This is a genomic window from Cohnella terricola, assembly GCF_007786475.1.
GTDB lineage: Bacteria > Bacillota > Bacilli > Paenibacillales > Paenibacillaceae > Cohnella > Cohnella terricola.
Genome location: NZ_VNJJ01000007.1, coordinates 145382 through 169894, shown reverse-complemented (window position 1 = coordinate 169894; position 24513 = coordinate 145382). Strand labels below are relative to the sequence as shown.

The 24513-nt window shown below is 49.7% G+C and carries 15 protein-coding genes, 1 other RNA gene and 1 pseudogene; 16 read left to right on the top strand and 1 reads right to left on the bottom strand.

The annotated features are described in order from the left end of the window. Window positions 1-40: 40 nt before the first annotated feature. Window positions 41-1135 (bottom strand): M24 family metallopeptidase, encoded by a 1095-nt coding sequence (locus FPZ45_RS14470; RefSeq protein WP_144703034.1) that lies wholly within the window; start codon window positions 1133-1135, stop codon window positions 41-43. A gap of 175 nt (window positions 1136-1310) precedes the next feature. Here FPZ45_RS14470 and FPZ45_RS14465 point away from each other — a divergent pair, with 175 nt between their 5' ends. The 16 genes and pseudogenes from FPZ45_RS14465 to FPZ45_RS14390 all read left to right on the top strand — a co-directional run bounded on the left by FPZ45_RS14465 (window position 1311) and on the right by FPZ45_RS14390 (window position 24505). Further along, window positions 1311-2162, top strand: coding sequence for a patatin-like phospholipase family protein (locus FPZ45_RS14465; RefSeq protein ID WP_144703031.1), 852 nt, complete (start codon window positions 1311-1313; stop codon window positions 2160-2162). A 147-nt stretch (window positions 2163-2309) separates the two neighbouring features. Beyond that, window positions 2310-3245, top strand: a complete 936-nt coding sequence (pyrB, locus tag FPZ45_RS14460) for an aspartate carbamoyltransferase (RefSeq protein ID WP_144703028.1) — start codon at window positions 2310-2312, stop codon at window positions 3243-3245. A gap of 157 nt (window positions 3246-3402) precedes the next feature. Then, window positions 3403-3879, top strand: coding sequence for an SsrA-binding protein SmpB (gene smpB, locus FPZ45_RS14455; protein ID WP_144703025.1), 477 nt, complete (start codon window positions 3403-3405; stop codon window positions 3877-3879). Window positions 3880-4048: 169 nt separating this feature from the next. Then, window positions 4049-4415: a transfer-messenger RNA gene (ssrA, locus tag FPZ45_RS14450) on the top strand. Between the two features lie 193 nt (window positions 4416-4608). Next, window positions 4609-5361 (top strand): spr1630 family ClpXP-sensitive toxin, encoded by a 753-nt coding sequence (locus FPZ45_RS14445; protein WP_144703022.1) that lies wholly within the window; start codon window positions 4609-4611, stop codon window positions 5359-5361. Between the two features lie 23 nt (window positions 5362-5384). Then, window positions 5385-6584 (top strand): spr1629 family repressor/antitoxin, encoded by a 1200-nt coding sequence (locus FPZ45_RS14440; RefSeq protein WP_144703019.1) that lies wholly within the window; start codon window positions 5385-5387, stop codon window positions 6582-6584. A 595-nt stretch (window positions 6585-7179) separates the two neighbouring features. Beyond that, a complete protein-coding gene (locus FPZ45_RS14435; protein WP_144703016.1) occupies window positions 7180-9102 on the top strand; it encodes an HD domain-containing protein in 1923 nt (640 codons plus the stop codon). A gap of 17 nt (window positions 9103-9119) precedes the next feature. After that, entirely contained in the window at window positions 9120-9326 is a 207-nt protein-coding gene (locus FPZ45_RS14430; RefSeq protein WP_144703013.1) for a hypothetical protein, read from the top strand. Window positions 9327-10051: 725 nt separating this feature from the next. Continuing rightward, window positions 10052-10993, top strand: a complete 942-nt coding sequence (locus tag FPZ45_RS14425) for an NAD-dependent epimerase/dehydratase family protein (RefSeq protein ID WP_186438406.1) — start codon at window positions 10052-10054, stop codon at window positions 10991-10993. Window positions 10994-11464: 471 nt separating this feature from the next. Continuing rightward, window positions 11465-15601, top strand: a complete 4137-nt coding sequence (locus FPZ45_RS14420) for an RCC1 domain-containing protein (protein WP_144703007.1) — start codon at window positions 11465-11467, stop codon at window positions 15599-15601. Between the two features lie 185 nt (window positions 15602-15786). Continuing rightward, window positions 15787-17520, top strand: a complete 1734-nt coding sequence (locus FPZ45_RS14415) for a sensor histidine kinase (protein ID WP_144703004.1) — start codon at window positions 15787-15789, stop codon at window positions 17518-17520. Beyond that, a complete protein-coding gene (locus FPZ45_RS14410; RefSeq protein ID WP_144703001.1) occupies window positions 17517-18638 on the top strand; it encodes a response regulator in 1122 nt (373 codons plus the stop codon). Before FPZ45_RS14415 ends, FPZ45_RS14410 begins: the two co-directional genes overlap by 4 nt. A gap of 130 nt (window positions 18639-18768) precedes the next feature. After that, window positions 18769-19497, top strand: a pseudogene (locus FPZ45_RS14405) (SDR family NAD(P)-dependent oxidoreductase); the annotation flags it as partial. A gap of 648 nt (window positions 19498-20145) precedes the next feature. Continuing rightward, on the top strand, window positions 20146-20463 hold the full coding sequence (locus FPZ45_RS14400; protein ID WP_144702995.1) for a heterocycloanthracin/sonorensin family bacteriocin: 318 nt from the start codon (window positions 20146-20148) through the stop codon (window positions 20461-20463). 173 nt (window positions 20464-20636) lie between these two features. Beyond that, entirely contained in the window at window positions 20637-22565 is a 1929-nt protein-coding gene (locus FPZ45_RS14395; RefSeq protein ID WP_144702992.1) for a putative thiazole-containing bacteriocin maturation protein, read from the top strand. Then, complete coding sequence (locus tag FPZ45_RS14390; RefSeq protein WP_144702989.1) at window positions 22562-24505, top strand: TOMM precursor leader peptide-binding protein; 1944 nt, start codon at window positions 22562-22564, stop codon at window positions 24503-24505. The genes FPZ45_RS14395 and FPZ45_RS14390 overlap by 4 nt, the downstream gene beginning before the upstream one ends. Window positions 24506-24513 lie beyond the last annotated feature (8 nt).

Here is a 24513-nt window from a genome sequence, read left to right as displayed (position 1 = left end):
CGGCGTATTGCATGATGCCGGAAGGTTTTTCTTCGTTATTTTACCCGATGATCGTAAGCTCTTTCGGATAGGTCGTCAGCACCTCGACGCCGTCGGCCGTGACAAGAACGTCGTCCTCGATGCGGACACCGCCGATACCCGGTACATAGATGCCCGGTTCAACTGTAAACGTCATGCCCGCTAGCACGATGTCTTCGTTGTTGCCGTGAATCGATGGGTACTCATGGATGTCCATGCCGAGACCGTGACCCAGCCGATGATTGAAGTACGGGCCGTAACCGGCGGCAGCGATCGTATCCCGAGCGGCGCGATCCAAGCTGCCGAAAGCGATGCCCGGTCGGATGGCTTCGATTGCTTTCAGGTTGCCGTCCAGTACGGACTGGTAGATGCGCTTCAGATCCTCCGAAATGTCCCCGACCGCGAACGTTCGGGTAATATCCGAAGCATAGCCATCTGCGAACACGCCCAGATCGAAGAGAATCAACTCTCCTTCGGCGACCTTGCGATGGTCTGGATGCCCGTGCGGCATCGCCGTCTTGGGGCCGGTGAGCACGAGCGTGTCAAACGAAGGGCCTTGCGCCCCGAGCTTCTTCATTCGGTATTCCAGTTCGGCGACGAGCTCGATCTCCGTCACCCCGGGTTTGACTTGGGCGACGCCCGCGCGGAGAACGTCTTCGACGATCCGGACAGCTTGCCGCATCCGCTCGGCCTCCTCCGGCGTCTTGATCGCGCGCATCTCGCGCAGCGGCCGGCCGATATCCGCGAAGTTCTCCGCATTGAACGCTGCGGCGATCGCTTCGAAACGGCTGACGCTCAGATCGTCCTTTTCTACGCCGATCCGATTAGCGGATGTGGGAAGCAGTCGTCCTAGAATCTCATAAGCGTTATCCGTGTCACCGTGAGTTTGGATACCCGTTACCGAAGAAGCTGCCTTGGCGGCTTCATAATCGAGAGCCGGTACGAGCAGTTGCGCTTCCTCTCCACGGGGCAGAACCAACGCAAGCAGCCTTTCGTGAGGATCGGAGGCGAATCCCGTCAAATAATAAACGTGTTTGGGGGAGGTAATCAGCATCGCGTCGAGCTGATGGTTTTCCATATAGGACTGAAGCTTATCGATACGAGAAATTGTCGTCATATTTTAACCGCCTTTCGTTTCTTTAATTGTACAGAATCGCGGGCACGGTATCTAGTGAAGGACGGGAGGCGGACGGCCTCCGCCGATCGAACGTTGCGCGATCGTTTGCGAGGTGCTAGTGTGGAAAGATGGAAAGAGATGTGAATGGGTTGCTGTACGGCAAGGAGGCTGAAGTATGGAATCGGTTGGACTCGTTCTAGAAGGCGGGGGCATGCGCTCGGTGTATACGGCCGGGGTACTGGAGTATTTTGCGGAGCAGAATGTTTATTTCCCTTATATAGTAGGCGTATCGGCCGGGGCGTGCGTGGCGTCGAGTTATCTGTCCAGACAGAAGGGGCGCAATAAGAAAGTCAACGTCGACTGGGTGTCGGACCCGCGTTACCTATCTTGGAGGAATTGGTTTAAGAATAGACAGTTGTTCGGCATGGACTTTATTTTCGATGAAATTCCGAATTCGCTTGCCCCGTTCGATAATGAGGCGTTCGCGGCCAGCAGCGAGGAGCTTGCCATCGGTACGACCGATTGCGAGACCGGGAAGGCGGTCTACCATTACAAGAGCGATCCGGACTTCGACTTGCTGAGTGCGCTTCGGGCGTCGAGTTCTCTGCCTTTTATCGCGCCGATCGTGGAATATAAGGGAAAACCTTATCTCGACGGGGGAATCTCGGACCCGATTCCGCTTCGCCAGGCCGAGCGGGACGGATATTCGCGCAACATTCTGATCCTGACCCGGAATTCGGACTACCTCAAGTCGCCGAATCGGATGGCGTGGCTCGTTCGCCGCGCTTATGGTAAGTATCCGAAATTCGTGGACACGATGCTGACTCGCCACAAGGTGTATAACGATACGGTGACCTATATTGAGCAGCAAGAACGCGCGGGAGCGGCGTTCGTCATTCGGCCGGAGCAGACGTTAAAGGTTGGACGAATGGAGCGCGACCCGGTAAAGTTGCAAGCATTGTACGAGCAAGGGTACGAGGATGCGAAGCGGCTGTTGCCTACGTTGCAAGCTTGGGCTTCGCGGTAATTCTGAGTCGCGGAATCCGCTCGACCCGATTCGGGCGGCGGAGCGAAAATGTACGCGGATTGCCAATTTACAATCGCGATCGTATCTTATAGGATAGTATTTAGTGTGCATGGACACGGACACGTATGTCGGGGAGGCTGCTTATCAATGAAACAGTTATATCACGTGCTCGGAGCGAAGCAATTCGAAAGAGACGAGCTCGAGCGCTTATTCGACGCGGCCAAAGACATGGAGAAGGTTGTCGCCAAGGGCGGAGACAGACGGCACGAGGGACGGATCATGACGACGCTGTTCTTCGAGGCGAGTACGCGGACGAGATTGTCTTTCGAGTCGGCGATGCACCGGATGGGCGGAGGAGTAATCGGAACGGAAAACGCCGCGCAATTCTCCTCCGCGATCAAGGGCGAGACGCTGGAGGACACGATCCGCATCGTTAGCGGGTACAGCGACGTCATCGTCATGCGGCATACGGAGATCGGCGCGGCCAAGCGTGCGGCGAAGGTCTCCCCGATTCCGGTCATTAACGCCGGGGACGGAGCGGGAGAGCACCCGACGCAGGCGCTGCTCGATACGTATACGATTCGCAAGGAGTTCGGCAAGATCGACGGGCTGAAGATCGCGATGGTCGGGGATCTGGCTTACGGGCGGACGGTTCACTCCCTCAGCTATATGCTGGCGAATTACCAGGACGTTATGATCTACTACATCTCCCCGGATAACGTTCGGATTCCGGAGAACGTGAAGAAGTATATGGATGAGAAGGGCATTCGCTACGTGGAAACGAATGACCTGAATTCGGTCGCCGGTTCGATCGACGTCCTCTACCAGACGCGGATTCAGAAGGAACGGTTCCCGTCGGTCGAGGAGTACGAGAAAGCTTCCGGCCAGTACATCGTCGATGCCGAGCTGATGTCGCGGATGAGCAAGGACGCGATCGTGCTGCATCCGCTCCCTCGCGCGGGCGAGATCACCGAGGAAGTCGATGATGACCCTCGCGCGGCGTACTTCCGCCAAGCCGTCAACGGCTTGTACATCCGGATGGCGTTGGTCGACAAGTGTATCGTGGAATCTCGGGGAAACTAAGCTCGTACGATCAAACCGCGGGAGAGGAAAGTTATTTTCTTCCGCGGTTTGTTGTCTTGTTGAGTGGGAGATTCAAAAGAAGTTTGAACGAGCGATGTACGGCGTGATATAATAAAAGTCCGGCATTTTCAAATACTAGGTAGGCAGGTGAAGGAAAGTGGGCAAGAAGAGTCAATACGACAAACCTCTCGCGCAGAACAAAAAAGCATCCCACGATTACTTCATCGAAGACACCTATGAAGCCGGGATGGTACTGACGGGCACTGAGATCAAGTCTCTGCGCACCGGCCGCGCGAATCTGAACGATTCGTTCGCGACGATCCGTAACGGCGAGATTTTCCTGCACAATATGCACATCAGTCCGTTCGAGCAAGGCAACCGCCACAATCCGACGGACCCGACGCGCGCTCGCAAGCTTTTGCTTCATAAAGAGCAGATCCATAAGCTTCTCGGACTTACCAAGCGTGATGGATACACAATCGTTCCTCTTCGCGTGTATGTCCGCAACGGCTATGCCAAGTGCCTGATCGGCTTTGGTAAAGGGAAAAAGCTCTACGACAAGCGCGAGTCCGATGCCAAGCGGGATGCTCAGCGCGATATTCAGCGGATCCTTCGGGAGAAGCAGAAGTATTAATGTGCCGGCTGGCATCGCGAGCACAAAGTGCCAATGTTGGCATCAACATTTCGAGTAAAGGCAAGCCGTACGTGTTATAATAGATTTTGCAACACAGCTTAGTTCTAATCATCCGTCGCGGGTGACCTTCCGAGTTCCGGCGTTTAGACGCTCGGCCACTCGAATATTCGGGGGCGTTTATGGATTCGACGGGGACAGGACGAGCGTGGGTAGCGGGTAGTAGGGCTGCGTCTGCTTCACTAACGCGGAAGCCTATTTAAACGGCAAAGCTAAACAACCAACTCTGGCTCTGGCCGCCTAATAACGGTCACCAGGCTCTTACTCTCCATCGCCCATGTGGCGGGCTAAGGGCTCAACTTTAGTGGGATACGCTGTCTAGTCTCCGCCTGGGGCTAGCTGAAGAAGACAATCAGGCTGACCCGAAGAGAATCCGGTGACAGGGAGTCTCTAGGGTGACATCAAATCTGTCACTACACCCGTAGAAGCACATGTGGCGTTGTCTTCGGACAGGGGTTCGACTCCCCTCGCCTCCACCATGCAAATCCACAACCGCACGAGGTTGTGGATTTTTGCTTTTCCTTGACTCATAGTTGGAATCTATTTTAAAGGTTTAAATATAACCTTGTATTTTTGAAATAACTTTAATAAAAAAACAAAAAATCATTTCCATTAGTGTGGTTTTGAATTAAACTAAAGGAGGCTTATTTATTATGAATAGGAGTGATTGATTTGGAGCAATATAAATTTAATTCCGAGCATAATAAAATGATTGTTGAAGCTATTGTGGAAGGTTATCGTGAGTACATTGAACATCGTAAGGATAGAAAGGTAAAAATGAAGATAAGTTCAGCATTTGCTTGGACTAAAGGAAATTTCATTGAAAGTAAAGTTGCAGAAGAGTGTATTGACTATGGCTTTAAATATAAAAAATCTAAAGCAGGCTTAACATGGGACTATCTTCAATTTATTCATGGTGAGTCTAAAATTCTTTTTCTGATTAAGAATGCAGCCTATTTTAACGAGAAATGTTTTTCACAGTCTAAATTACCTGCGAATAAAGGTAATAAAGGATTACATCGAACGTATTTACATGAACTATCTAAAATCAATAAAAACTTGGTGTTTTCAGATTTCCATCAAGTAATAGACGGTGAAACATTTGAGAAATATGAGCAACTTTCGTTTTTTGTTTCTGAGAACCGAGTGAAAGAAGAATTAGAAAACTTTCAATCATCTTATACTGAGTTTCATATCCTTACATATGCCCTTGATGAGGCATATCAGATTGCTGAAGTAAAACATTATTTGCCTAATCCAAGTGATAATGTGGCGTATTTAGTTGAAGATCTATCTGACTTTATATTTGGTGCAGAATTAACCGATGAGGATCGTGAAGTGATAGCACCAGAGATGGGTGAGGAGATTATGGATCCAGCAGCTTACGATATCGGGATATTGGATGATGAGCTACAAATTGAATAGTTAGAGGTAAGGAGGGAGCAAGCATGTTCATTGGTGAAAATCTTGCCAATTTACGAATCATGCAAGGATATTCTAGAAAACAGCTCTCTGAAATGTTAGATGTAACCGAACAAGCGATTTGGCAATATGAAAACTCGTATACAACACCCAAAGTGCAAATTGTAAACGAGTTAAAGCGAATATTTAAAGTGAAGAGTAAATATTTTTATACTCAAGACATGTTATCACTTTATAATATAACTTCAAATGTCGATGTAATGAATATCGCTTATCGTTCAAAGATAATGAATACAATTTCAAAGACGCAGTCAGAAGCAAAGCATGTTGAATTTTTAGATGCATTTGTAGAGCATATTACAGCTAAAATTAGTCTCCCGACATTGAAAATTGTTAAGTTACGGGATGAAGTAATTGATTACTTAAACAGAACAGACGACAATAGGCTGACTCAAATCAATAAAGTGGCTCAGTTAGCGCGGGAAAAACTGGGTTTTTTACAAGATACAAACGATGAGCTCATGTATTTAATTGAAAAGAGTGGAGTTTTCGTATTTGAAAAAGCAATTGGTGAAGAAATTGATGCCTACAGCTTATGGACTCGAAAAAACCGAGCTTATATTATTTTGGGAAATATAAAACAATCTGCTGCACGAAGAAATTTTGATCTTGCACATGAACTGGGCCATTTGTTGCTTCATTTTCGGATTGAATTCACAAGTTTAGACAGAAAAGAACATAAACATTTTGAGAATGAGGCTAATTTATTTGCAGGAGCTTTTTTATTGCCAGAAGACGAGTTTATAGTTGATATGGAAGACATTACGGCTATTACAAATCCAGATGCTTATCTAGATTTGAAAAGAAAGTGGAAGGTATCATTGCAAGTATTGGGTTATCGAGCGAATAAATTAGGGATTATTGAAGCAAAAGATCATCGGAATTTTTATGCTGCATTACATCGAAAAAGCTATTTGGAATTGGAACCACTGGATAAGTCAATTCCACTTCAGAAACCAATGAAAATCAAAACCATAATTGATTTTATTGCAACTAAGAAACTTGTAGATGTCCGTCAGATGATAGAAAAGGAATGGATAGTTGAAATGTCTTTTTTTCATCAAATGACAGGGGTAGATAGTGATTTTTTTGACAAATATGTAAACAGGGATTTGGATTTTGATCTTCAAAAAGTTATCACAATTCCTACACGTATATCACAGTAGCAAAAGTCAATGTTTTAAAACAAGCACATAACTTAATATCGCTCTAACTTTAAAAGCTTAGCCAACCAGAGTAAGACTTAGGTAATCTTGAACGAAGCCGCAATGCCAAACCTGATGAGCGGGAGACGCTGAATCGAGGATTTACATATCCACGGTTCGCCTCCACCATCATCAAAGCCAGTCGCATGAGGCTGGCTTTTTTGCGTGGAGCGAGGGTTTGTCGATTACCCCGAATCCAAAGGAGGGCATTGGGGTTCGTTCCGCGCGCAGGTTTGCGTAGCAAATCGAGCACGGCATCTGATTCTACCGCTAAGATCGTCATCCGTGAATCCGACTTATTAGCAAGTTCAATCAAGAATTGGAAACTCCCCTAGCCTCCACCATGTAAATCCACCACCGCATAAGGTGGTGGATTTTTGCTGTTTCTCAAACATATTGATAAAGAGAAGATGTCTGCGAATTTGTAGTGTGACTGATAAACGATGGATTTTGTATCTAAGAATATTTATCGAATTTGAGGATTTGATTAAACTCCTAGAAGGATAATTAAGGAAGTTGTAGTATATTTAATAGACTACTATAAACGGGAGGAAAAATGTCGAATAATAAGACAATTTCGATAGCGGATACAATACATGGTACAATTCAACTAAGTGTTTTAGAAAAACACATTATTTCTACACAACTGTTTAACCGTCTGCATAATATAATGCAAAACTCAACGGCGTATTTGACATATCCATCGAACAAGACTAAACGATTTGAGCATTCTTTAGGAGTTATGCACTTAGCTGGGAAAATGTTTTATTACTCAATAACGAATGCCGAGTCGGTTGTAAGGGATAAATTTTTTGATCGTATAAATGCAGAAATAGACAGTTATAAATCATCCGAACATGCCGAGACGTTCAGACATACATTAACTGATCGATTCGCTGATCTAATTAATAACTGTCACGAAATTGTGATTGATGACCCGTTGTATAGGCTAAATTCGCCACATATAATTAAAAAAAACCATGTCTTCGCTTATTTAGTTGCATATCAGTCAGTCAGAGTAGCTGCTCTACTTCATGATATTGGTCATCCTCCATTTAGTCACATAACCGAATATGCTTTGGAGGAGGTTTGGAACTATGTCAATGCTCTAGAAGATCGGAATGCAGCTCATAATGAGTTTATGAAGGCGACGAAGTTTTATTCAGAGAGTGATTTTGCTTTGCATGAACAGATTGGAAATAATATTTCCGACAGGTTACTAGAATCTGTTTCATTTACACCTGACAATCAAGAGAAGGCAGAATTAAGACTCTTTTATTGGTTGAACAGACGATTTGTCAAAACAATATTTGAAGAAAAGGGGATATTCAAAGACCTACATCACATCGTTGCTCATTCTATTGATAGTGATCGATTGGATTACATTACAAGAGACTTTCAAAATTCTGGTCTAAACACAGGGAAAATTGAGTACGACCGTTTAATTTCATCAATGAAATTGGTCGAGGAAAAAGACACCTTTTATTTTGCTCCTAGTATTAAAGTACTTAGTACTATCGAAGATTTTTTTCAAAGAAGATGGCTGCTTTATAAAAATGTGATTTTTCATCATAGAATAATCAAAACGGATTATATTTTAGGGAGAGCAATAGTAGCACTTGCCAAGGAATCATTTTCTTCAGGGAATACGCTTCAAGATCAAGTTCTTCCAATGAATATATCGGGATTATGGGAAGCGATAAAGGATGCCAATTCCAATGAAAAGTACTTTAATACTATTATTCAGTGGGATGACTCATGGTTAGTGACAGTGCTAAGAAGACATTATTTTAGTGAGTATCTAACTTTTAGCCCAGCAGGATCAAGTGATGAGAAGAATGTTGTGAAGTTGCAATTAGAAGAATTATTAGCAAACAAGAAAAACTATCAGTCCATGATTAAGGGTATGGACGATTTTGTGATACTAGATAATAGTATCTTTACAAACATTCATATTGATTTTGATAATATTCAAAAAATGATTTCTGATAGTTACCAAAGTTTAATAGATCCTCTTATAAAACATAACATTTCGGAAAATGGTTTCTATTTAACTAAGGTAGTGAAATTTGTTGAAGTGCTTATTGATTTATTCTCTAGTAATAAGAATAAGGGTAAGATTCTACATGAATTGGTACAGAAAGTTGTAACCAGTGTATCTATTAAAAACTATGACATTAGTGATTCCTTTGTTGTTTTTAAAAAAATGAAAACAGGCTTGGAAGATGGTTTTCCATTATTGTATCGTGGGCAGAGAGAATTGGTGTACTTAAATGAGGTTTCAAGAATTCATAATGAGCTAAGAAATAATCAATCGGTGTTTCCCCCATGTTTTATTTATGTCACATGTGAAAAGAACATTAATCATAGTCAGTTCCTAACGGATGTTGGGCTTGAAATTGCTTTAGAATTGAAAATGCTTATTGAAGGTTTATTAGTTACAAAGGAAGAAAAAGAAGAAGTTACTGGTCGATATTGATATAAAGGAGTGTTTATATGGCAGTATTTATGGAGAGTGCAAGTTACAAATTAGGTGAAATAGTCCTATCTAAAAAAGAACCTTTTACTATTGATGAGATATTTAATGAATTAATTTCACTTGGGATTGAGAAAGATCTTTCAGAGCTGAATATGGCAATAAGTCGCTTAAAAGCGAATGGAGTTATTGGACAGTGGGGCTCAACGTATTCTGTATTTAGATGATAACTAATAAATAATACTTACTGAGCCGATTTTATTATCTGGCGTAGTATGGAGCTCGGAATGAAAATGTGATTTAAAATGATTACTAGGTTGTTCGAATCTCCAACAAACTGGATTATAGAACTCTGGCGAGTTGTGGATTTGCCATACCACGCCTCGCCTCCACCATCACGAAAGCCGACCGCATGAGGTCGGCTTTTTTGTGATGGTTGAGAAGTTAGGGGGAGTCGCCCAGTCCGAAGGAGGACATTGGGGTTCGTTCCGCGCGCAGGGAGCGAAGCGGACGAGCACGGCATCTGATTCTACCTATAAGATCGTCCTCGTCGAGTTAGCATCGTCAGCAACTTAATCAATGAAGTCAGATACCACCGAGCCTCCAAATAAATCGCGACACGAGAATCCGACATGAAATAGTCGGATACGATTGGGGAGCTAAGAAGGGTGTTCATCCGGGCTTCGATCGCGCGCAGCGCTCGTCTCCAGCATGAAACAGTCCACATGAAGGCTGTTTTTCTATGTCTTGAAATTGTAGCCGTAAATTCAAACCGGGATATGTATATGTTTAGATGTAGCGCAGAAACGAACTTTAATAGACTTTATTTTGTTTCTACTACTTTCGTATGACTCTTTTTTCTCCCAACCCCCACTATACTAGGGTCAATGTGCAAGACGTTGCAGGGGCACAGACCCAGTATTCGTTTCGAGTGGATGAAAGGAGAATGAAGTTGAGTAAAGTTTTCATTACAGGTGGCACTGGATATGTAGGCAGTCGATTAATTAGTGAAGTGATAAAAGAGGGTAAGGAAGCAGTCGTACTCACTCGGTCGGCAGAAAAAGCTAGAGAACTGGAAGCGAAAGGTGTGGAAGCGATTGTCGGCGACCTTCTGTCAGACGGAGTCTGGCAGAATGTTATTCGGCAGGCTGAATACATCATTCATCTTGCGGCTCCGCCAACATGGGGGAAAAAGGTTACGAAGAAGGTGGCAACCACCTACAAAAAGGGACATTACGAGATGACGGTTCGGTTATTGAATCATGCAAATCCAGCTGTGATCAAAAAAATTGTGTACGTTGCCGGAACGAGCTTCCTTGGCGATACGGGTTCGGATGTACCGAGAGATAATAACTATAGCGATGAGCCAAAGGGCTGGGGGCCTTATATCGCAGATTCCGTCCATGTTTTGGATCGATACTTGGAACAAGGGCTGCCGATTACGACAGCTTTCCCGGCGCAAATCTACGGGCCGGATTCTTGGATGCCGCAATTATTCATTGAACCACTGTATCTTAACAAGCCCGTATACTCGCTGAAAGGCTATGAACCGTATTTTTCTCCCATCCACGTGGCGGACACCGCACGCGCTTGTTTGTATTTAACCGAACATGGCAAAACGGGTGAGCGGTATATATTATGCGATGATCAGCCGATGACTTCTAAGGCCTTTAAACACTTAATCGAAAAAGAATTGAACGTAACGGGGAAGGTAAGGGAAATTCCAAGATGGCTATGCCAAATGATCCTGGGGCCGGTGTTAACGGAATATGCAACCGCTCATACCTATTTCACCAACCAGAAATTGAAGAAAATCGGATTTCAATTCCGTTATCCAACAGCAGTAGAAGGCGTGCCAGGCGTCGTTCGAGAATGGATTTCGAATCAAACATAAACGGAGTGATGAAGGGGTGGTGGGTTTGTTTTTGGGAAGGGTGCTCCACCATAAAAACTCTGACCGTATGCGTATGAGGTCAGAGTTTTTTGTGGTACGAGGGGGCATTAAACCCCGATTCAGTCCGGAGGAGGGCGTTGAAGGCTTAAATTCTTTTAGACGATATTCGATGGGGAGAAGTTCAAGAAAAGTTTCCTGAAGGAGATTGATGGTATCCTGGGGTTCGATTTTATACGGATCGGCCCCACCATCGTTAAGCCAGCCCCATGAGGCTGGCTTTTTGCGTAGAGCCGTAAGGCGACTCGCGCAGGTCATCTTCGTTAGATGCTCCTCTCCCATTCTTTCATTCTCCTTTCATAGGTATTTGTTAAAATTCCAATGGAGGAAGCCTCACCAAGAACCTACTATTTAGAATGAAGGAGCGAATACCTGTTGTTATCGTATAAGTGGAAAACGAAGATTAGTTTTGTTATGAGCATCGTATTGTTGATTGGCTGGATTGTTCCCTACGGTTCGCATTCCGCTTATGCTTCGCAAGTGGGAGTCCGAAGCGTGGAGGGAATACGAATGGCCGCGGGGGCCGACTATGCACTCTTGTTAAAAGCCAATGGTACCGTCGTAGGATGGGGCAACAACATTAGCGGCCAATTGAAAATTCCAGCGGATTTGAATGATGTGATGGCGATCGCTGCTGGCGCCGGACATTCGCTAGCGCTGAAATCGGATGGCAAGGTTGTCGCATGGGGGAATAACAATGAGGGTCAAACGACCATTCCGGAAGAAGCGGCAGCAGGTGGAGTGGTAGCGATTGCCGCGGGAGGCACTCATTCGCTTGCCCTTCTGTCGACAGGAACGGTCCTTGCGTGGGGCGGCAATAATTCCGGTCAAACCACCGTCCCGACGGGTTTGTCTGATGTGGTAGCAATAGCTGCCGGCTATGACTATTCGCTTGCGTTGAAGTCCAATGGTACGGTTGTCACATGGGGCTATAATCTTCATGGCAGCTTGAACGTACCTCCCGGACTTAGCAACGTGATAGCAATCGCAGCAGGAACCACTCATTCGCTTGCCCTGAAGGCGGATGGTACCGTTGTCGGATGGGGAAACAACACTAAGGGTCAAACGACCATACCAGCAGCATTAGCAGCGGGCGGCGTAATCGCAATCGCCGCAGGAGACAATCATTCGCTGGCGCTCAAGGCGGATGGGACCGTCGTGGTATGGGGAGACAATAGCGTGGGGCAATTGAACGTACCCTCGGGTTTAACCGATGTAGCGGCGATTAGCGCTGGATGGAACTATTCGCTAGCGTTACGGTTGGACGGTACGGTCGTCGCATGGGGAGACAATCGTTCTGGCCAGACGACCGTGCCGGCCGGAATTACTGAACCTATCAAGGCAACGAGGATAGCAGGAGGAGCCTACCATTCGCTTGCTTTGAAATCGGATGGTACGATCGCTGCTTGGGGTGATTCTGCACTATCGACAATACCTGTTGGATTGACAGCGGACAAAGTAGCCTCGATCGACGGCGGAGCCCAACATTCGCTCGCAGTGAAGTCGGACGGCACCGTCGTTGCCTGGGGAAGCAACAATTATCATCAAAGTACTGTACCCAGCGGACTGAGCGGTGTGGTGGCGGTTGCTGCGGGCGATTTCCATTCGCTCGCCTTAAAGTCGAATGGCGCTGTCGTTGCCTGGGGATACAATGTTTATGGTCAAACCAACGTGCCCGCTGGGGCGCAGACCGAAGTGCGTTCAATCTCCACCGGCGCGCACCATTCGCTCGCCTTGAAGGCGGACGGTACCGTCGTCGCCTGGGGGCTTAACGATCAACATCAAACCGACGTGCCTACCGGATTAAGCGAAGTGGCGGAGGTTGCTGCCGGCGGGTTCCATTCGCTCGCCTTGAAGGCGGACGGTACGGTCGTCGCCTGGGGACTCAACGCATATGGTCAAAGTAAAGTGCCGAATGGACTAAGCGGAGTGATAGCGATTGCCGCGGGACAGTACCACTCGCTTGCTTTGGAATCGGACGGTACGGTCGTTGCCTGGGGGAGAAACAATTATGGTCAAAGTGCGGTGCCCTCCGGATTGAACGGAGTGGTGGCGATCGCCACGGGATACAACCATTCACTTGCCCTGAAATCGGATGGTACAGTCGTCGCATGGGGACACAATATTGCTGGTCAAATTGACGTGCCGGGCAATGCGAATTTGAGCGGATTAACGTTGCAGGAAGGAGACTTCACGGAGCCCTTTGACCCTTCTGTGACGTCCTACACGTATTATTATGACGGTCAATCGCCGTCCAGCGTGAACGTAACGCCGACGCTGGCGAGTACGACCCAAGATGACTTGTACGTGAACAATGAACGGCTGCCGAGCGGCGGCACGAAGACGATCAGCACGGCGGGAGCGACGACGGATACGATTATTCCCGTTCGCGTCGAACCCTACCTGCTGCCTGGCCGAACCTACACAATTACGCTCGCGATCGATTCAACAAAACCGGTCGTGCAGTTCGGCACGAACGGACGGTCAACGGCCGCGACATCCGCGGCAAGCAAGGTAACGGTTAGCGATACGCAAAGCGGTGTCGACGACGCTTCCTTGCAGTATGCATGGACGCAGAGCACGGATGTTCCATCCGGGGGGTGGACGCCGTTCAGCAATGAGGATACGTTAAGCCGGACAAGCGGCAACGGCAACTGGTACTTGCACGTTCGGGCAAAGGACAAAGTAGGGAATGTTACCGATGCCGTATCCAACCGCTTTGTGCTGGACAATACCGCGCCGACAGCAGTTGTATCCAGTTCGGCAGGCAGCACGGTGAATGCCGCATTCCCAGTAACGATTACCTTCAGTGAAGAGGTTAATGGTCTTACTGAAGGAGATCTTGCGGTCACGAACGGCACAGCGTCTGACTTGGCCTCCGTAAGCGCGGCAGTCTACACAGCGACGATTGCGCCAACGACGAGCGGTCAGGCTGTGACCGTAGCGGTTCGAGCAGGAGCGGCGACAGATGCCGCGGGCAATGGCAATACAGCGTCCAACACGCTGTCACGGCAATACGATACGACGAAGCCGGTCGTTACTTTCGGCGGCTTCACCGATCAACAGAAATTCGCCGCGCCGCCTGCCGAAGTCTCCGTGACGGTCAGCGAAGCCGTCTATTGGGTCGCTGGGGGAGCTGAGCTGGATTCTGCCAATGCACGGCCTCTTGTCAGCATGAAGAAGGATGGCAGGACCTTCTCCGCCTATACGCCAAGCTATGACGGGCCTTCCCGAACGCTTACCTTTAGCTTTAGTGACGCGCTTGAAGACGGCGCTTACGAGGTTAACGTTGCGGGCGGATTGGTCGAGAATAGCATTCATAATACGCTTGACGCGGCGAATGCAAAGTTTATCGTAGCCGTTCCTTCGGTTGCGAATATGGCGGTTAGCCCAACCAGCTTGCCAAGCGCCGGAGGCGATATAACCGCAACAATTACGGGCATCAACCTGACTGGGCAGACAGTGAAGGTATACGTGGACGGAGTTGAAGCCGTAACGGCGACGATCACCGGCGACACGAGCGCGACGGCCACCGTAGCTCTTCCCCGCAACGCAGCCGGTACCGGTAAGGAACATAGGATAACGATTTATCTCAATGGGGCGGAAGTTGCCGGCCAATCTTCTACAGTTACAGTGAGCGCGGCGCGGGCGCCAACAACAACAACAACAACGACAACCCGCTCCAGCAACGCAGATCTAGCTGACTTAAACGTGGATACATCCGGCAAGGCGCTAGCCTTATCCCCTGTATTCGCGCCCGGAACGACGGCTTATGCTGCAGAGACAGACGCGGAGCAGATCGAGCTGAAGGTGACTACTGCTCATTCCAATGCCGTTGTTACGTTAGGGGGCAACCGCATTGGAGAGAAGACGATCGTTCCACTGGCAAAAGGGGCGAATGTGCTCACGATCACAGTTCAAGCTGAGGATGGCACCCTCAAGACGTATACGTTAACGATTCATCGTGTGGCAAGCAGCCAAGAAGAGACTTCCCCTTCCGCTCCTGTCTGTGCCTTTACGGACATCGAGAACCACTGGGCCAAGCCGGATATTTGCGAAGCGGCGGGGCTAGGGATCGTGGAGGGAGTAAACGCTCGCACCTTCGTGCCGAATGGCTACGTGACGCGGACAGAGTTCGCCGTTATGCTGCTGCGGACGCTTCAAATTCCCATCAATAATGAAGCAAGCGAGATATCCTTCAGCGACAGGGGAAGCATCCCCGAGTGGGCGCGACCGGCGATTCGGACCGCGGTAGCCGAGGGTATTCTCACCGGATATCTAGACGGGACATTACGGCCCATGCAAACGGTAAACCGGACAGAGATGGCTGCAATGGTCTCCAGGGCAATGAATTGGAAGGCAGGCAGCGCGGAAAGTCCCTTCTTCTCTGACGATGCGGTGATCCCGGCCTGGGCTAAGACTTACGTCGAAGCGGCCCGCGAGCGCGGGATTCTAGTAGGACGAGCAGGCAACGAATTCAAGCCGAATGGATTAACAACAAGAGCCGAAGCCGCCGTCGTTCTGTTGCGGCTGCGGAAAGTTCTTGATTAACCCCATAGTGAAACGTAAAGGATAAAGACTGGCCCAGAATGTCATTCATCATGACAGGACGGGCCGGTCTTTTTTGTCGATAATTGTGATGCTGCGCCTTGCGCCTCATGATGCCGTATATTATATTGAGAGAAACGACGATAACCCAGTAATTTACTTTTAACAGACATAAAGGGATATACCTCATGAATTCCACTGTAGAGCTTGTATTTATGATTGCTTCGTTGATCATGATGGGCATCATCTTATTCTCCGTATACGGATTTAGAAGAGAACGCGGCGTGCGTTATCTCATCGGCGTGATTGTGTGCCGGATTATTTATTCAAGCGGTGTCATTATGGAGAGAAATAGCGATTTATTAAATGACAAGCTGTTTTTCCGTAATATTCAGAGTACGGCGCTTAATTTAATGGTCCCTTTCTTTCTCCTATTCGTGTATCAGTTGATCGGTCGCGACAAATTAGTAAAGGCTCGATGGAAGATTATGCTGATCGCGGTATTTGCGCTCTGGTCGCTGCTGTCGTGGCTAGATCCCGTGCTTCATATGATCTATCGCAAGATGGAGATCTACAATGGACATTTAATGACGACGAGGACCCTCTATTCAGTCGCTTTCTCGATTACTTGTTACAGCATTTTGGTTGGATGTCTATTTTTTCTTTTCCAATATATACGGAACATCCGTAACGATTTTCGCAAACCGGGAATGTGGGTCCTGTTGCTGGCCACGTTGCCGATTGTTCTTGAGGTCGTAAAACTCGCAAGTCCCGCGTCGTCATCCTGGCTGCACCCGTTCTCGGTTTATTGCGGATTTACGGGGACGGTTATGCTGGCGATTACCTTGCAGATCAAGTTTTTCAATACCGTGCCGATTGCTAGAAATATTGTGCTCGATACGCTTCAGGAAAGCATTGTAATCGCGAATGCTTCAGGGAAGATTATCGATAGCAATAGAAGGGCTTCCGAGTGGTTCTCGGAGATCGGGCACGGAGCTATTAATGGTCGGAATGTCGCGGAGGTTTTGGCAGCTTGGCCGGAATGGCATCAGTTGTGCAAGTCGATGCAACAGGGTCGAGTGGAGATTGATACACGGCTGGACGGAGAAAGAAAGATATACAACGTGAACGTATATCCGTTGCATATTCTTCGTAGACAGGGGCAGGGAAGCATCTCTCTTATCGTTGATATTACGGAGAAGCAGCGGCATCTGGAGCAGATTGCACAGCTGGGTCAGTTGAAGGATCAGCTCATAGCGATCGTGTCGCATGATATTCGCAGTCCGCTGGCGGCACAGTTTCAACTCGTTGAACGGTTGGAGGAAGATAGAGAGAGTTTCGATGCGGACCATCGGGAGATCATTGAGACGCTGGGCGGCCAAATTCGTCAGACGCTTGGTATGACGACGAATTTGCTAGAGTGGTTTCGCAGCCAGCGGGAGGATATGGCTCTTCGTCCGCAATTGCTGGAGCTGGCAGAGGTTGTGGAGGAGTGCTTCGATAGGCTGCTTATTACAAGCGAGGCCAAACAGATAAGCATGAATAACAGGATTGACAGAGGCACTCGCATATATGCGGATCGGGAAGTGCTTGGATTAATTCTTCGTAATTTGTTATCCAACGCCATTAAATTTACCGGACTGGGGGGGACGGTCGATGTGTTCGCCCAGTTATCGGGGGAAATGGTGACCGTATCCGTCCGAGATAACGGGGTTGGGATGGAAGAAGAGCGGATTCGTCGATTATTTGGCGAGACGCAGCTTCGCTCATTATCGGGCACTATGGGAGAGAAGGGTGCGGGGCTCGGACTGCTCGTAAGCCGGCAGTTCGTTGAGCGAAGCGGCGGGCGTATAGGGGCGGATAGCAAAGTAGGACATGGAAGCACATTTTACTTCACCATGAGAGGCGGAGCAGAGGAATGAGAGTTCTCATCGTTGACGATGAGCCCGCCATGCTGCTCGCTATGAAGCGGCTGCTGTCTAGTATGGACGGCGTGGAGCTTGTTGGGAGCTTTCAGAGCGCGCAAGAGGCGCTAGACTTCGTTCAGGACGGGGAGGGAGAGGTGGATCTCGCGTTCCTGGATATTCAGATCGCCTCGGACGATGGATTAGAACTAGCTCGAAGCTTGCGTTCGGTTCGGGCGGAGCTTGATATCGTGTTTACGACTTCTCATGCCGAATATGCGATGGATGCCTACGATGTCTATCCGCTGGATTATATGGTTAAGCCAATTTCCAGGAAGCGCCTAGCCCAGACGATCGCTAGAGCGGCAAGCAGACGCAGCGCCTCTTCCGATAAGCCTGTCGACCTCGCGCATAATCGGCTGACAGTTCGGGGACTGGGGTCCTTCGAGGCAAGCAGCAAGCAAGCGGGAGTAGTCAAGTGGATTTCCAAAAAAAGCATGGAGCTGTTCGCCTATTTGCTCGTTAATCGGGGGCGAAGTGTAGGCAGAGACCGGATTTTGGAGGATATTTTCCCGAGAATGCCCCTTAAGAATGCGGAATTGTATCTCAATACGGCCGTCTATCAGCTTAGGAAAGCGTTGACAGTTCATGGGTTCAAGGAGATCGTCATATCAGCGCATGATCAGTATCGTGTTGATGTGGATCAGGTCGATGTGGACTTTATTCAATTTGAGCAAGGCTTGGAGGATTTATCCGAGATCAACGTAACCAATGAAACGGCGGCAATCGATCTTGAGAAACGGTTTGCTGGCGAACTGATTGAGGATAAATCGTTTGAGTGGGCAACGGTGGAACGCGAGCGGTTAGCGATATTGTACGATTCCTTAGCCAAGCGTCTAGCTAATTGGCTGCTAGCACAAAAGCGATATCGAGAAGCGGCGCAAATAGCGAGAAGAATGGTATCCCGCAATGAATTTGAAGAAGAGTCCAATCTGCTGCTGCTGAATATACTCGGAGCCATGGGAGATCGACAGGGGTTATACAGCTATTATGAGCGCTATAAGCAATCGCTGCTTCAAGAGCTCGGCCTGCAGCCTTCGGAAGAATTTTATCGGCTTATTGAACAATTTCAGTGAGCGCCTCTCGACGATCGAGAATTTGAACGCCCGCGGTTCGCCTCCACCAACCTTACTAAAAACGAACACAATATACTTAGTTGATGGTTTTTCAGTAACAATTTGGATCAAATGAATCAGCAAAAGGACAGCAATTGCCATTGAACTTGCCAGAGAAGGCGTCAATGTCCTCGTTAATGGACGGAATAATGAAGAGGTAGAACGAATAGTAAATGAATTGAAGTTGGAGTTCCCGTCTACCTCTCCTCAGAATGCTACAGCCGACATTGTAGATATTCAGCAAAGAGAAGCTCTATTTGAGAAATATCCCCTTGTCGATATTCTGGTTAACAACATGGGTATTTATGAAATCATGTCATATGAGGATATTGACGATGAAGTATGGGAAAAATATATCCGAACTAATGTCCTTGCTGCTAATGGATTATCTAAATTTTATCTGCCTAAAATGTTGAAAAACAATTATGGACGAATAATCTTTATTGCAAGTGAAGAAGCAATTATGCCTTCAGGAAAAATGCCTCAGTATTGTATAACCAAATCTATGTTATTATCACTATCAAAGAGCTTATCTAAACTAACGGTAGGAACGGAAGTCACATCCAATACGATCATGCCGGGACCAACGCTATCCGAAAATGTATATCAAATCATTGAAAGTATGTTTCCTGATGATATGTCTTTTTCGGATAAAGAGAAAAAATTTTATGCTGAAAACCTGCCCCAATCCGAAATACAGCGGTTTATCAAGCCTTTTGAAATAGGCAGGCTGGCTGCTTTCGTATGCAGCCCTTATGCATCCGCATTTAAAGGTTCTCCAATCCGTATGGATGGGGGCTTGGTGCCTACAATTTTTTAATGATGAGAAGTACCGTTCCACGTTGGTCAATGTATTCGCACAGCTTGATCGAGGAAATAGAGCCAGTAATGAGGATTTCGTGGTTTCGGTTTTAGGTAAGGATGCGCCACCATCACGAAAGCCGACCGCATGAGGTCGGCTTTTTTGTGATGGTGGAGGCGAAGATAGGGGGAGTCGCCCCAGTCCGAAGGAGGACATTGGGTTTCGTCCCGCGCGCAGGGAGCGAAGCGGACGAGCACGGCATCTGATTCTACCTATAAGATCGTCAACCGTGAATCATCTTCGTAACAACTTGAATCAAAGAAGTCAGATACCCCCGAGCCAACAAATAAATCGCGACACGAGAATCCGACATGAATGGTCGGATACGATTGGGGAGCTGCTAAAGGAGAAGTTCTCCCTGTTTGTGGATTTTGTTTTATCCGCAACACGTTTTTATAGCAACGGAAAGAACGCCGGCCTCTCGGAACTGCTCCGGGTGGCCGGCGTTTTTGCGTTTCCGGACGTTTTTGGGATAGAGGCCTAATAAATGGGCATTCGGCTCAGTAACAAGTGCGGAGTGCTGCCCATAAATTGTTATCGAGTGTCGAAACCGCTCCATTTCGATTGTTTCAATGATCGTCGACAAAACTACTGGAGGTTTATCACATGACCAATTTCCAAAATGAGCTTCAGCAGTTGGGAGTCTCGCAGTTCCAGGCCAGCGAGATGGCTCCTTGGGAGCAGCAGGCTGCGTATCAAGCCGGCCAGTTTCCGAACGGCCAAACGCCGGTGGATCCGGCTCGTCTGTGCGTCGGCTTCGGATTTTGTGCCGGAGTATGCGCCGGATTTTGTGCCGGAGCATGCGGCGGGTTTTGTGCCGGAGTATGCGGCGGATTTTGCGGCGGGTTTTGTGGAGGCGTTCGCTGCGGCGGCTTCCACTGCGGCGGTTTCCACTGCGGGGGGTTCTGCCACCGCTGCCGTTGACGCATTTGTCTTCTCTCTATGCTTGCAGTAAAGCGATTGCCCCTGCACGGCGCCGTGCAGGGGCAAACTCCATTCTTTAAGAGGATAAACAGACATGTGGGACATAGAGACGTACATATGATATGTAGAACTGCGTCGCGAGGTGTACTGCGTTTACGGCAAGGAGGGCTGAAATGTCAAAGTTGACCCCGTCTGCGTGTCTACGGGTAAAGGCGGATACGTTTTTTTTGCCGGTTCCGAACGACGGCGTCTATTTTCGGAACAACATCGGCACTTTCCACATGAAAGGCGAGATGATCGACCGCTGGCTGGAAAAGCTCATCCCCATGTTCAATGGGGAGCACACGCTGGCGGAATTGACGGACGGACTATCCGGCCCGTACCGGGACCGGGTGTACGAAATCGCGGAAGTGCTGAGGCAGAAAGGCTTCGCCTGCGATGTGAGCCAGGACCGCCCGCACCTTCTTTCGAAGGAAACGGTCCGTAGGTATGCAGGGCAAATTGCCTTTCTCGATAGCTGCGGAGATTCCGGCGCTTACCGGTTTCAGTGTTATCGGCAAGCTGAAGTGCTCGTGGTCGGCTCCGGCCCGATCTTCGCCGCGCTTGTGTCGGCGCTGCTTGAGTCAGGCTTGCCCCGGTTCTGCATGCTGATTACGGATTCGCTACCGACGGACAGGCAACGACTTATGACTTTGGCGGAGAATGCCCGCTTGACGGACCCCGAGGTGGCAATCGGGGAAGTGACGCCGCCGCGCATGGAAGGTAACGCTTGGCAGGAAGTCGTACGGCCGTTCGAAACGGTCCTCTATGTGTCCGAAGCGGGAGATGGAGAGGAACTGCATCTTCTTCAAAAGGCATGCCAAGAGGAACGCAAAACGCTGCTTCCCGCCGTGCGCCTGCATCAGGCCGGTATCGCAGGTCCGCTCGTGCAGCCAGGGAGCGCGGTCTGCTGGGAATCAGCATGGCGGCGTATCCATGAGTCCGAAGTGTTTAAAGACCCGGAGCACTTCGCCTTCTCCTCCACTGCGGGGGCGCTGCTCGCGAATGTAATTGTGTTCGAGCTGTTCAAGATGGCGACAGGCGCTGTCGAGCCGGAGTCAAGACACTCGCTGTTTCTGCTTGATTTGGAAACGCTGGAAGGAAGCTGGCATTCGTTCCTGCCGCATCCGCTTCCTGCCGGAAAAGCGAAAGTTCAAGCCGAATGGGTGGATGAACCAGAGCTTAGGCTCGAGGAAAGGCCGGGTGGCGGAGCTGCGAACGGTCTATTTCCGTATCTCAGTAAGTTGACTTCGGCCCGGACGGGAATTCTTCATAGATGGGAGGAAGGAGAGCTTGGACAGCTGCCCTTGTCGCAATGCCGGGTTCAGGCTGCCGATCCGCTGTCGAAAGGGCCGGCCGGTCTACTGCCGGACATCGTCTGTTCGGGGCTGACGCACGAGGAGGCTCGGCGGGAAGCGGGGCTTTCCGGGCTTGAGGCGTATGTGATGCGACTCGCGGGTGTTCTCATTAATACCGAGGAGTTTATCGGCGTCGGTGTCGGAGAGACGGCCGCGGAAGGCATGGCGCGCGGACTTCAGGCTTGTTTAGCGCAGCGAATGGGGGTTCGGCTGATGGGCCGAACGCCGTCTGTCGTTCGGGCGAGACTCGGTCCGGTAGACGACGAGAGATGCCAGTTTTATTTGCAGGCGTTGACCACGATGCGGGGCGCACCGACGATCGGGCTCGGGGAGGAAGTGTACGGGTTTCCCGTTATATGGGCGGGTACGGGGGACGGTTGGTTCGGCTGCGCTGGCTTGACCGTGACAATGGCGCTCCGTAGGACATTGCAGGCGGCACTGCTGAAGGCGCAAAACGGGTTGGCTTACCGCTTGCCGCAGGCTGCCGAGGTGAGTTCCGTGCTGCTCAGTTCGGACGTCCAGCCGGAGTTGTTGGTCCCGGCCGAGGAGATGACGGTGCAGCCGAATGTGGTCAGGCATGCGATACGGAAGCTGAAAACAAGCGACCGGGAGGTTTCCGTCGTCGATCTGGCGGCAGAGCCATTTTTGCGTGATGGTCCTGCAGCCGCGTTCGGCGTGCTGCTGCGAGAGGGGGAAGCCGGGTGAGCGCGGTCGTAGCCGTTGTCGGTGAAGGAGATCTGGCGGAGCTGGTGTGCGGGGAACTGATCTCCGAGTGCCAAATCGTTCGTTTGGCCGATTTCAGGGAGGAAATGCCGGCTGCTGCGGAATTCGCCTTGGTATTGCACGATGCATGGCATCCCGCCGTTCACCGCGAGGCGGAAACGAATCTGCGGGCGGCCGGGATTCCATTCCTGCGCGGTTTCATCGCCTTCGGTGAAGGCGTGATCGGGCCGCTCGTCAGGCCGGGATTGGCTGGGTGCTCCAGGTGCGCCGACACCCGGCAGCTTATCGCGGGACGCGACCGCACGGAGAATTGGGAGCTCCAGCAGCGTTTGACGGAGACCGGGGGACAACAGTCCGACGCGTGGGCATCGCGCACGGGACTGATTCAGATGGCGCGTCTGGTTGCAGCGGAATCGCTGAGCGTACTGCGGCGCAGTAGCTCCCGCACGGAAGAGCGTATCATTTTCGTCAATCTGAAGACGCTGAATTGCACCAGCCATTTCTACTTTCCGGACCCGCTGTGCCCTGTATGCGGCCGTCTGCCCGACGATTCGCGGGACGCGGCCCGGATATCGCTGGAGCCTCGCCCTAAAATCGGCGAGAACATTTATCGCTGCCGATCGCTCTCTGAATTGAAAGCATTTTTGGTCAGGGACTATCTCGATTACAAGACCGGATTTTTGAACGGAAAAATGTTGGATCTGGTGTCGCCTTTCGCCGATGCGAGCGTGAATCTTCCAATGTTCGAGCAGGATGAGGCGGCGGCGGGCCGGACGAATAGCTATGCTGACAGCGAGTTGACGGCCATCATGGAGGGCTTGGAGCGCTACTGCGGCATGGAGCCGCGCGGCAAGCGGACAGTAGTGCGCGGCAGCTACCGTCAATTGGCGGGAGAAGCACTCGATCCCGTTACGGTCGGGCTGTATGCAAAGGAGCAGTATGAACTGCCAGGATTTCCTTTTCGGCCGTTCGATCCCGATGCCGAGACCGATTGGGTCTGGGGGTTCTCGTTTGCGCAGGAACGCCCGATCTTGGTGCCCCAGTGGCTTGCGTACTACAGTTCACCCTGCCGGCAAGGCTTCGTTTACGAGACATCCAACGGCTGCGCCCTGGGCGGAAGCTTGGAGGAAGCGATCTTGTACGGCATGCTGGAGGTAGTGGAGCGCGATTCGTTCCTACTGACATGGTATGCGCAGCTGCCGCTTCCGCGCCTGGACCCCCGATCCGCCGGTGACCACGACTTGATACTCATGGTGGACCGTCTACGGGCCGTTGCCGGCTTTGACGTGCTCTTGTTTAACGCGACGATGGAGAATGGCATTCCTAGCATTTGGGCGATGGCGAAAAACATTAAGCCGAATGGAATTAATCTCATCTGCGCGGCCGGAGCGCACCCGGATCCTGTGCGGGCGGCAAAAGGAGCGGTTCACGAGCTGTCGGGGATGTTGCTGACGCTAAACGACAGGTTCGAGACGAATCGGGAGGACTATGTGCGGATGCTCCGCGATCCTTCACTGGTTCGGAGCATGGATGACCATTCCATGTTATACGCTCTGCCGGAGGCAGAGCCGCGGCTGCGTTTTTTGCTGGAGGAAAACCGGCCGCTGCGAACGTTCGGTCAGGAATTTGATCCCGCGCCTAAGCACCGGGATTTGACGGAAGACCTGAAGATGATGATCGGCATATTCCGCCGGTTGCATTTGGATGTGATCGTGGTGGACCAGACGACGCCGGAATTGCGAAGGAACGGGCTGCACTGCGTGAAGGTGCTGATCCCCGGTATGCTGCCGATGACGTTCGGCTTTAATTTTATCCGCTTGGCGGGAATGGAAAGAGCACTTCGGGTGCCGGCCGAGCTCGGGTACAAGGAGCGAACGCTGCGTCAGGAGGAGCTCAATCCTCATCCGCATCCGTTCCCTTAATGAGCCGG

Excerpts from the sequence above, each read along its gene's own strand:
- FPZ45_RS14470 (WP_144703034.1), bottom strand. The coding sequence starts at position 1,135 with ATGACGACAATTTCTCGTATCGATAAGCTTCAGTCCTATATGGAAAAC.
- FPZ45_RS14465 (WP_144703031.1), top strand. The coding sequence starts at position 1,311 with ATGGAATCGGTTGGACTCGTTCTAGAAGGCGGGGGCATGCGCTCGGTG.
- pyrB (WP_144703028.1), top strand. The coding sequence starts at position 2,310 with ATGAAACAGTTATATCACGTGCTCGGAGCGAAGCAATTCGAAAGAGAC.
- FPZ45_RS14440 (WP_144703019.1), top strand. The coding sequence starts at position 5,385 with ATGTTCATTGGTGAAAATCTTGCCAATTTACGAATCATGCAAGGATAT.
- FPZ45_RS14435 (WP_144703016.1), top strand. The coding sequence starts at position 7,180 with ATGTCGAATAATAAGACAATTTCGATAGCGGATACAATACATGGTACA.
- FPZ45_RS14430 (WP_144703013.1), top strand. The coding sequence starts at position 9,120 with ATGGCAGTATTTATGGAGAGTGCAAGTTACAAATTAGGTGAAATAGTC.
- FPZ45_RS14420 (WP_144703007.1), top strand. The coding sequence starts at position 11,465 with ATGAGCATCGTATTGTTGATTGGCTGGATTGTTCCCTACGGTTCGCAT.
- FPZ45_RS14415 (WP_144703004.1), top strand. The coding sequence starts at position 15,787 with ATGAATTCCACTGTAGAGCTTGTATTTATGATTGCTTCGTTGATCATG.
- FPZ45_RS14410 (WP_144703001.1), top strand. The coding sequence starts at position 17,517 with ATGAGAGTTCTCATCGTTGACGATGAGCCCGCCATGCTGCTCGCTATG.
- FPZ45_RS14400 (WP_144702995.1), top strand. The coding sequence starts at position 20,146 with ATGACCAATTTCCAAAATGAGCTTCAGCAGTTGGGAGTCTCGCAGTTC.
- FPZ45_RS14395 (WP_144702992.1), top strand. The coding sequence starts at position 20,637 with ATGTCAAAGTTGACCCCGTCTGCGTGTCTACGGGTAAAGGCGGATACG.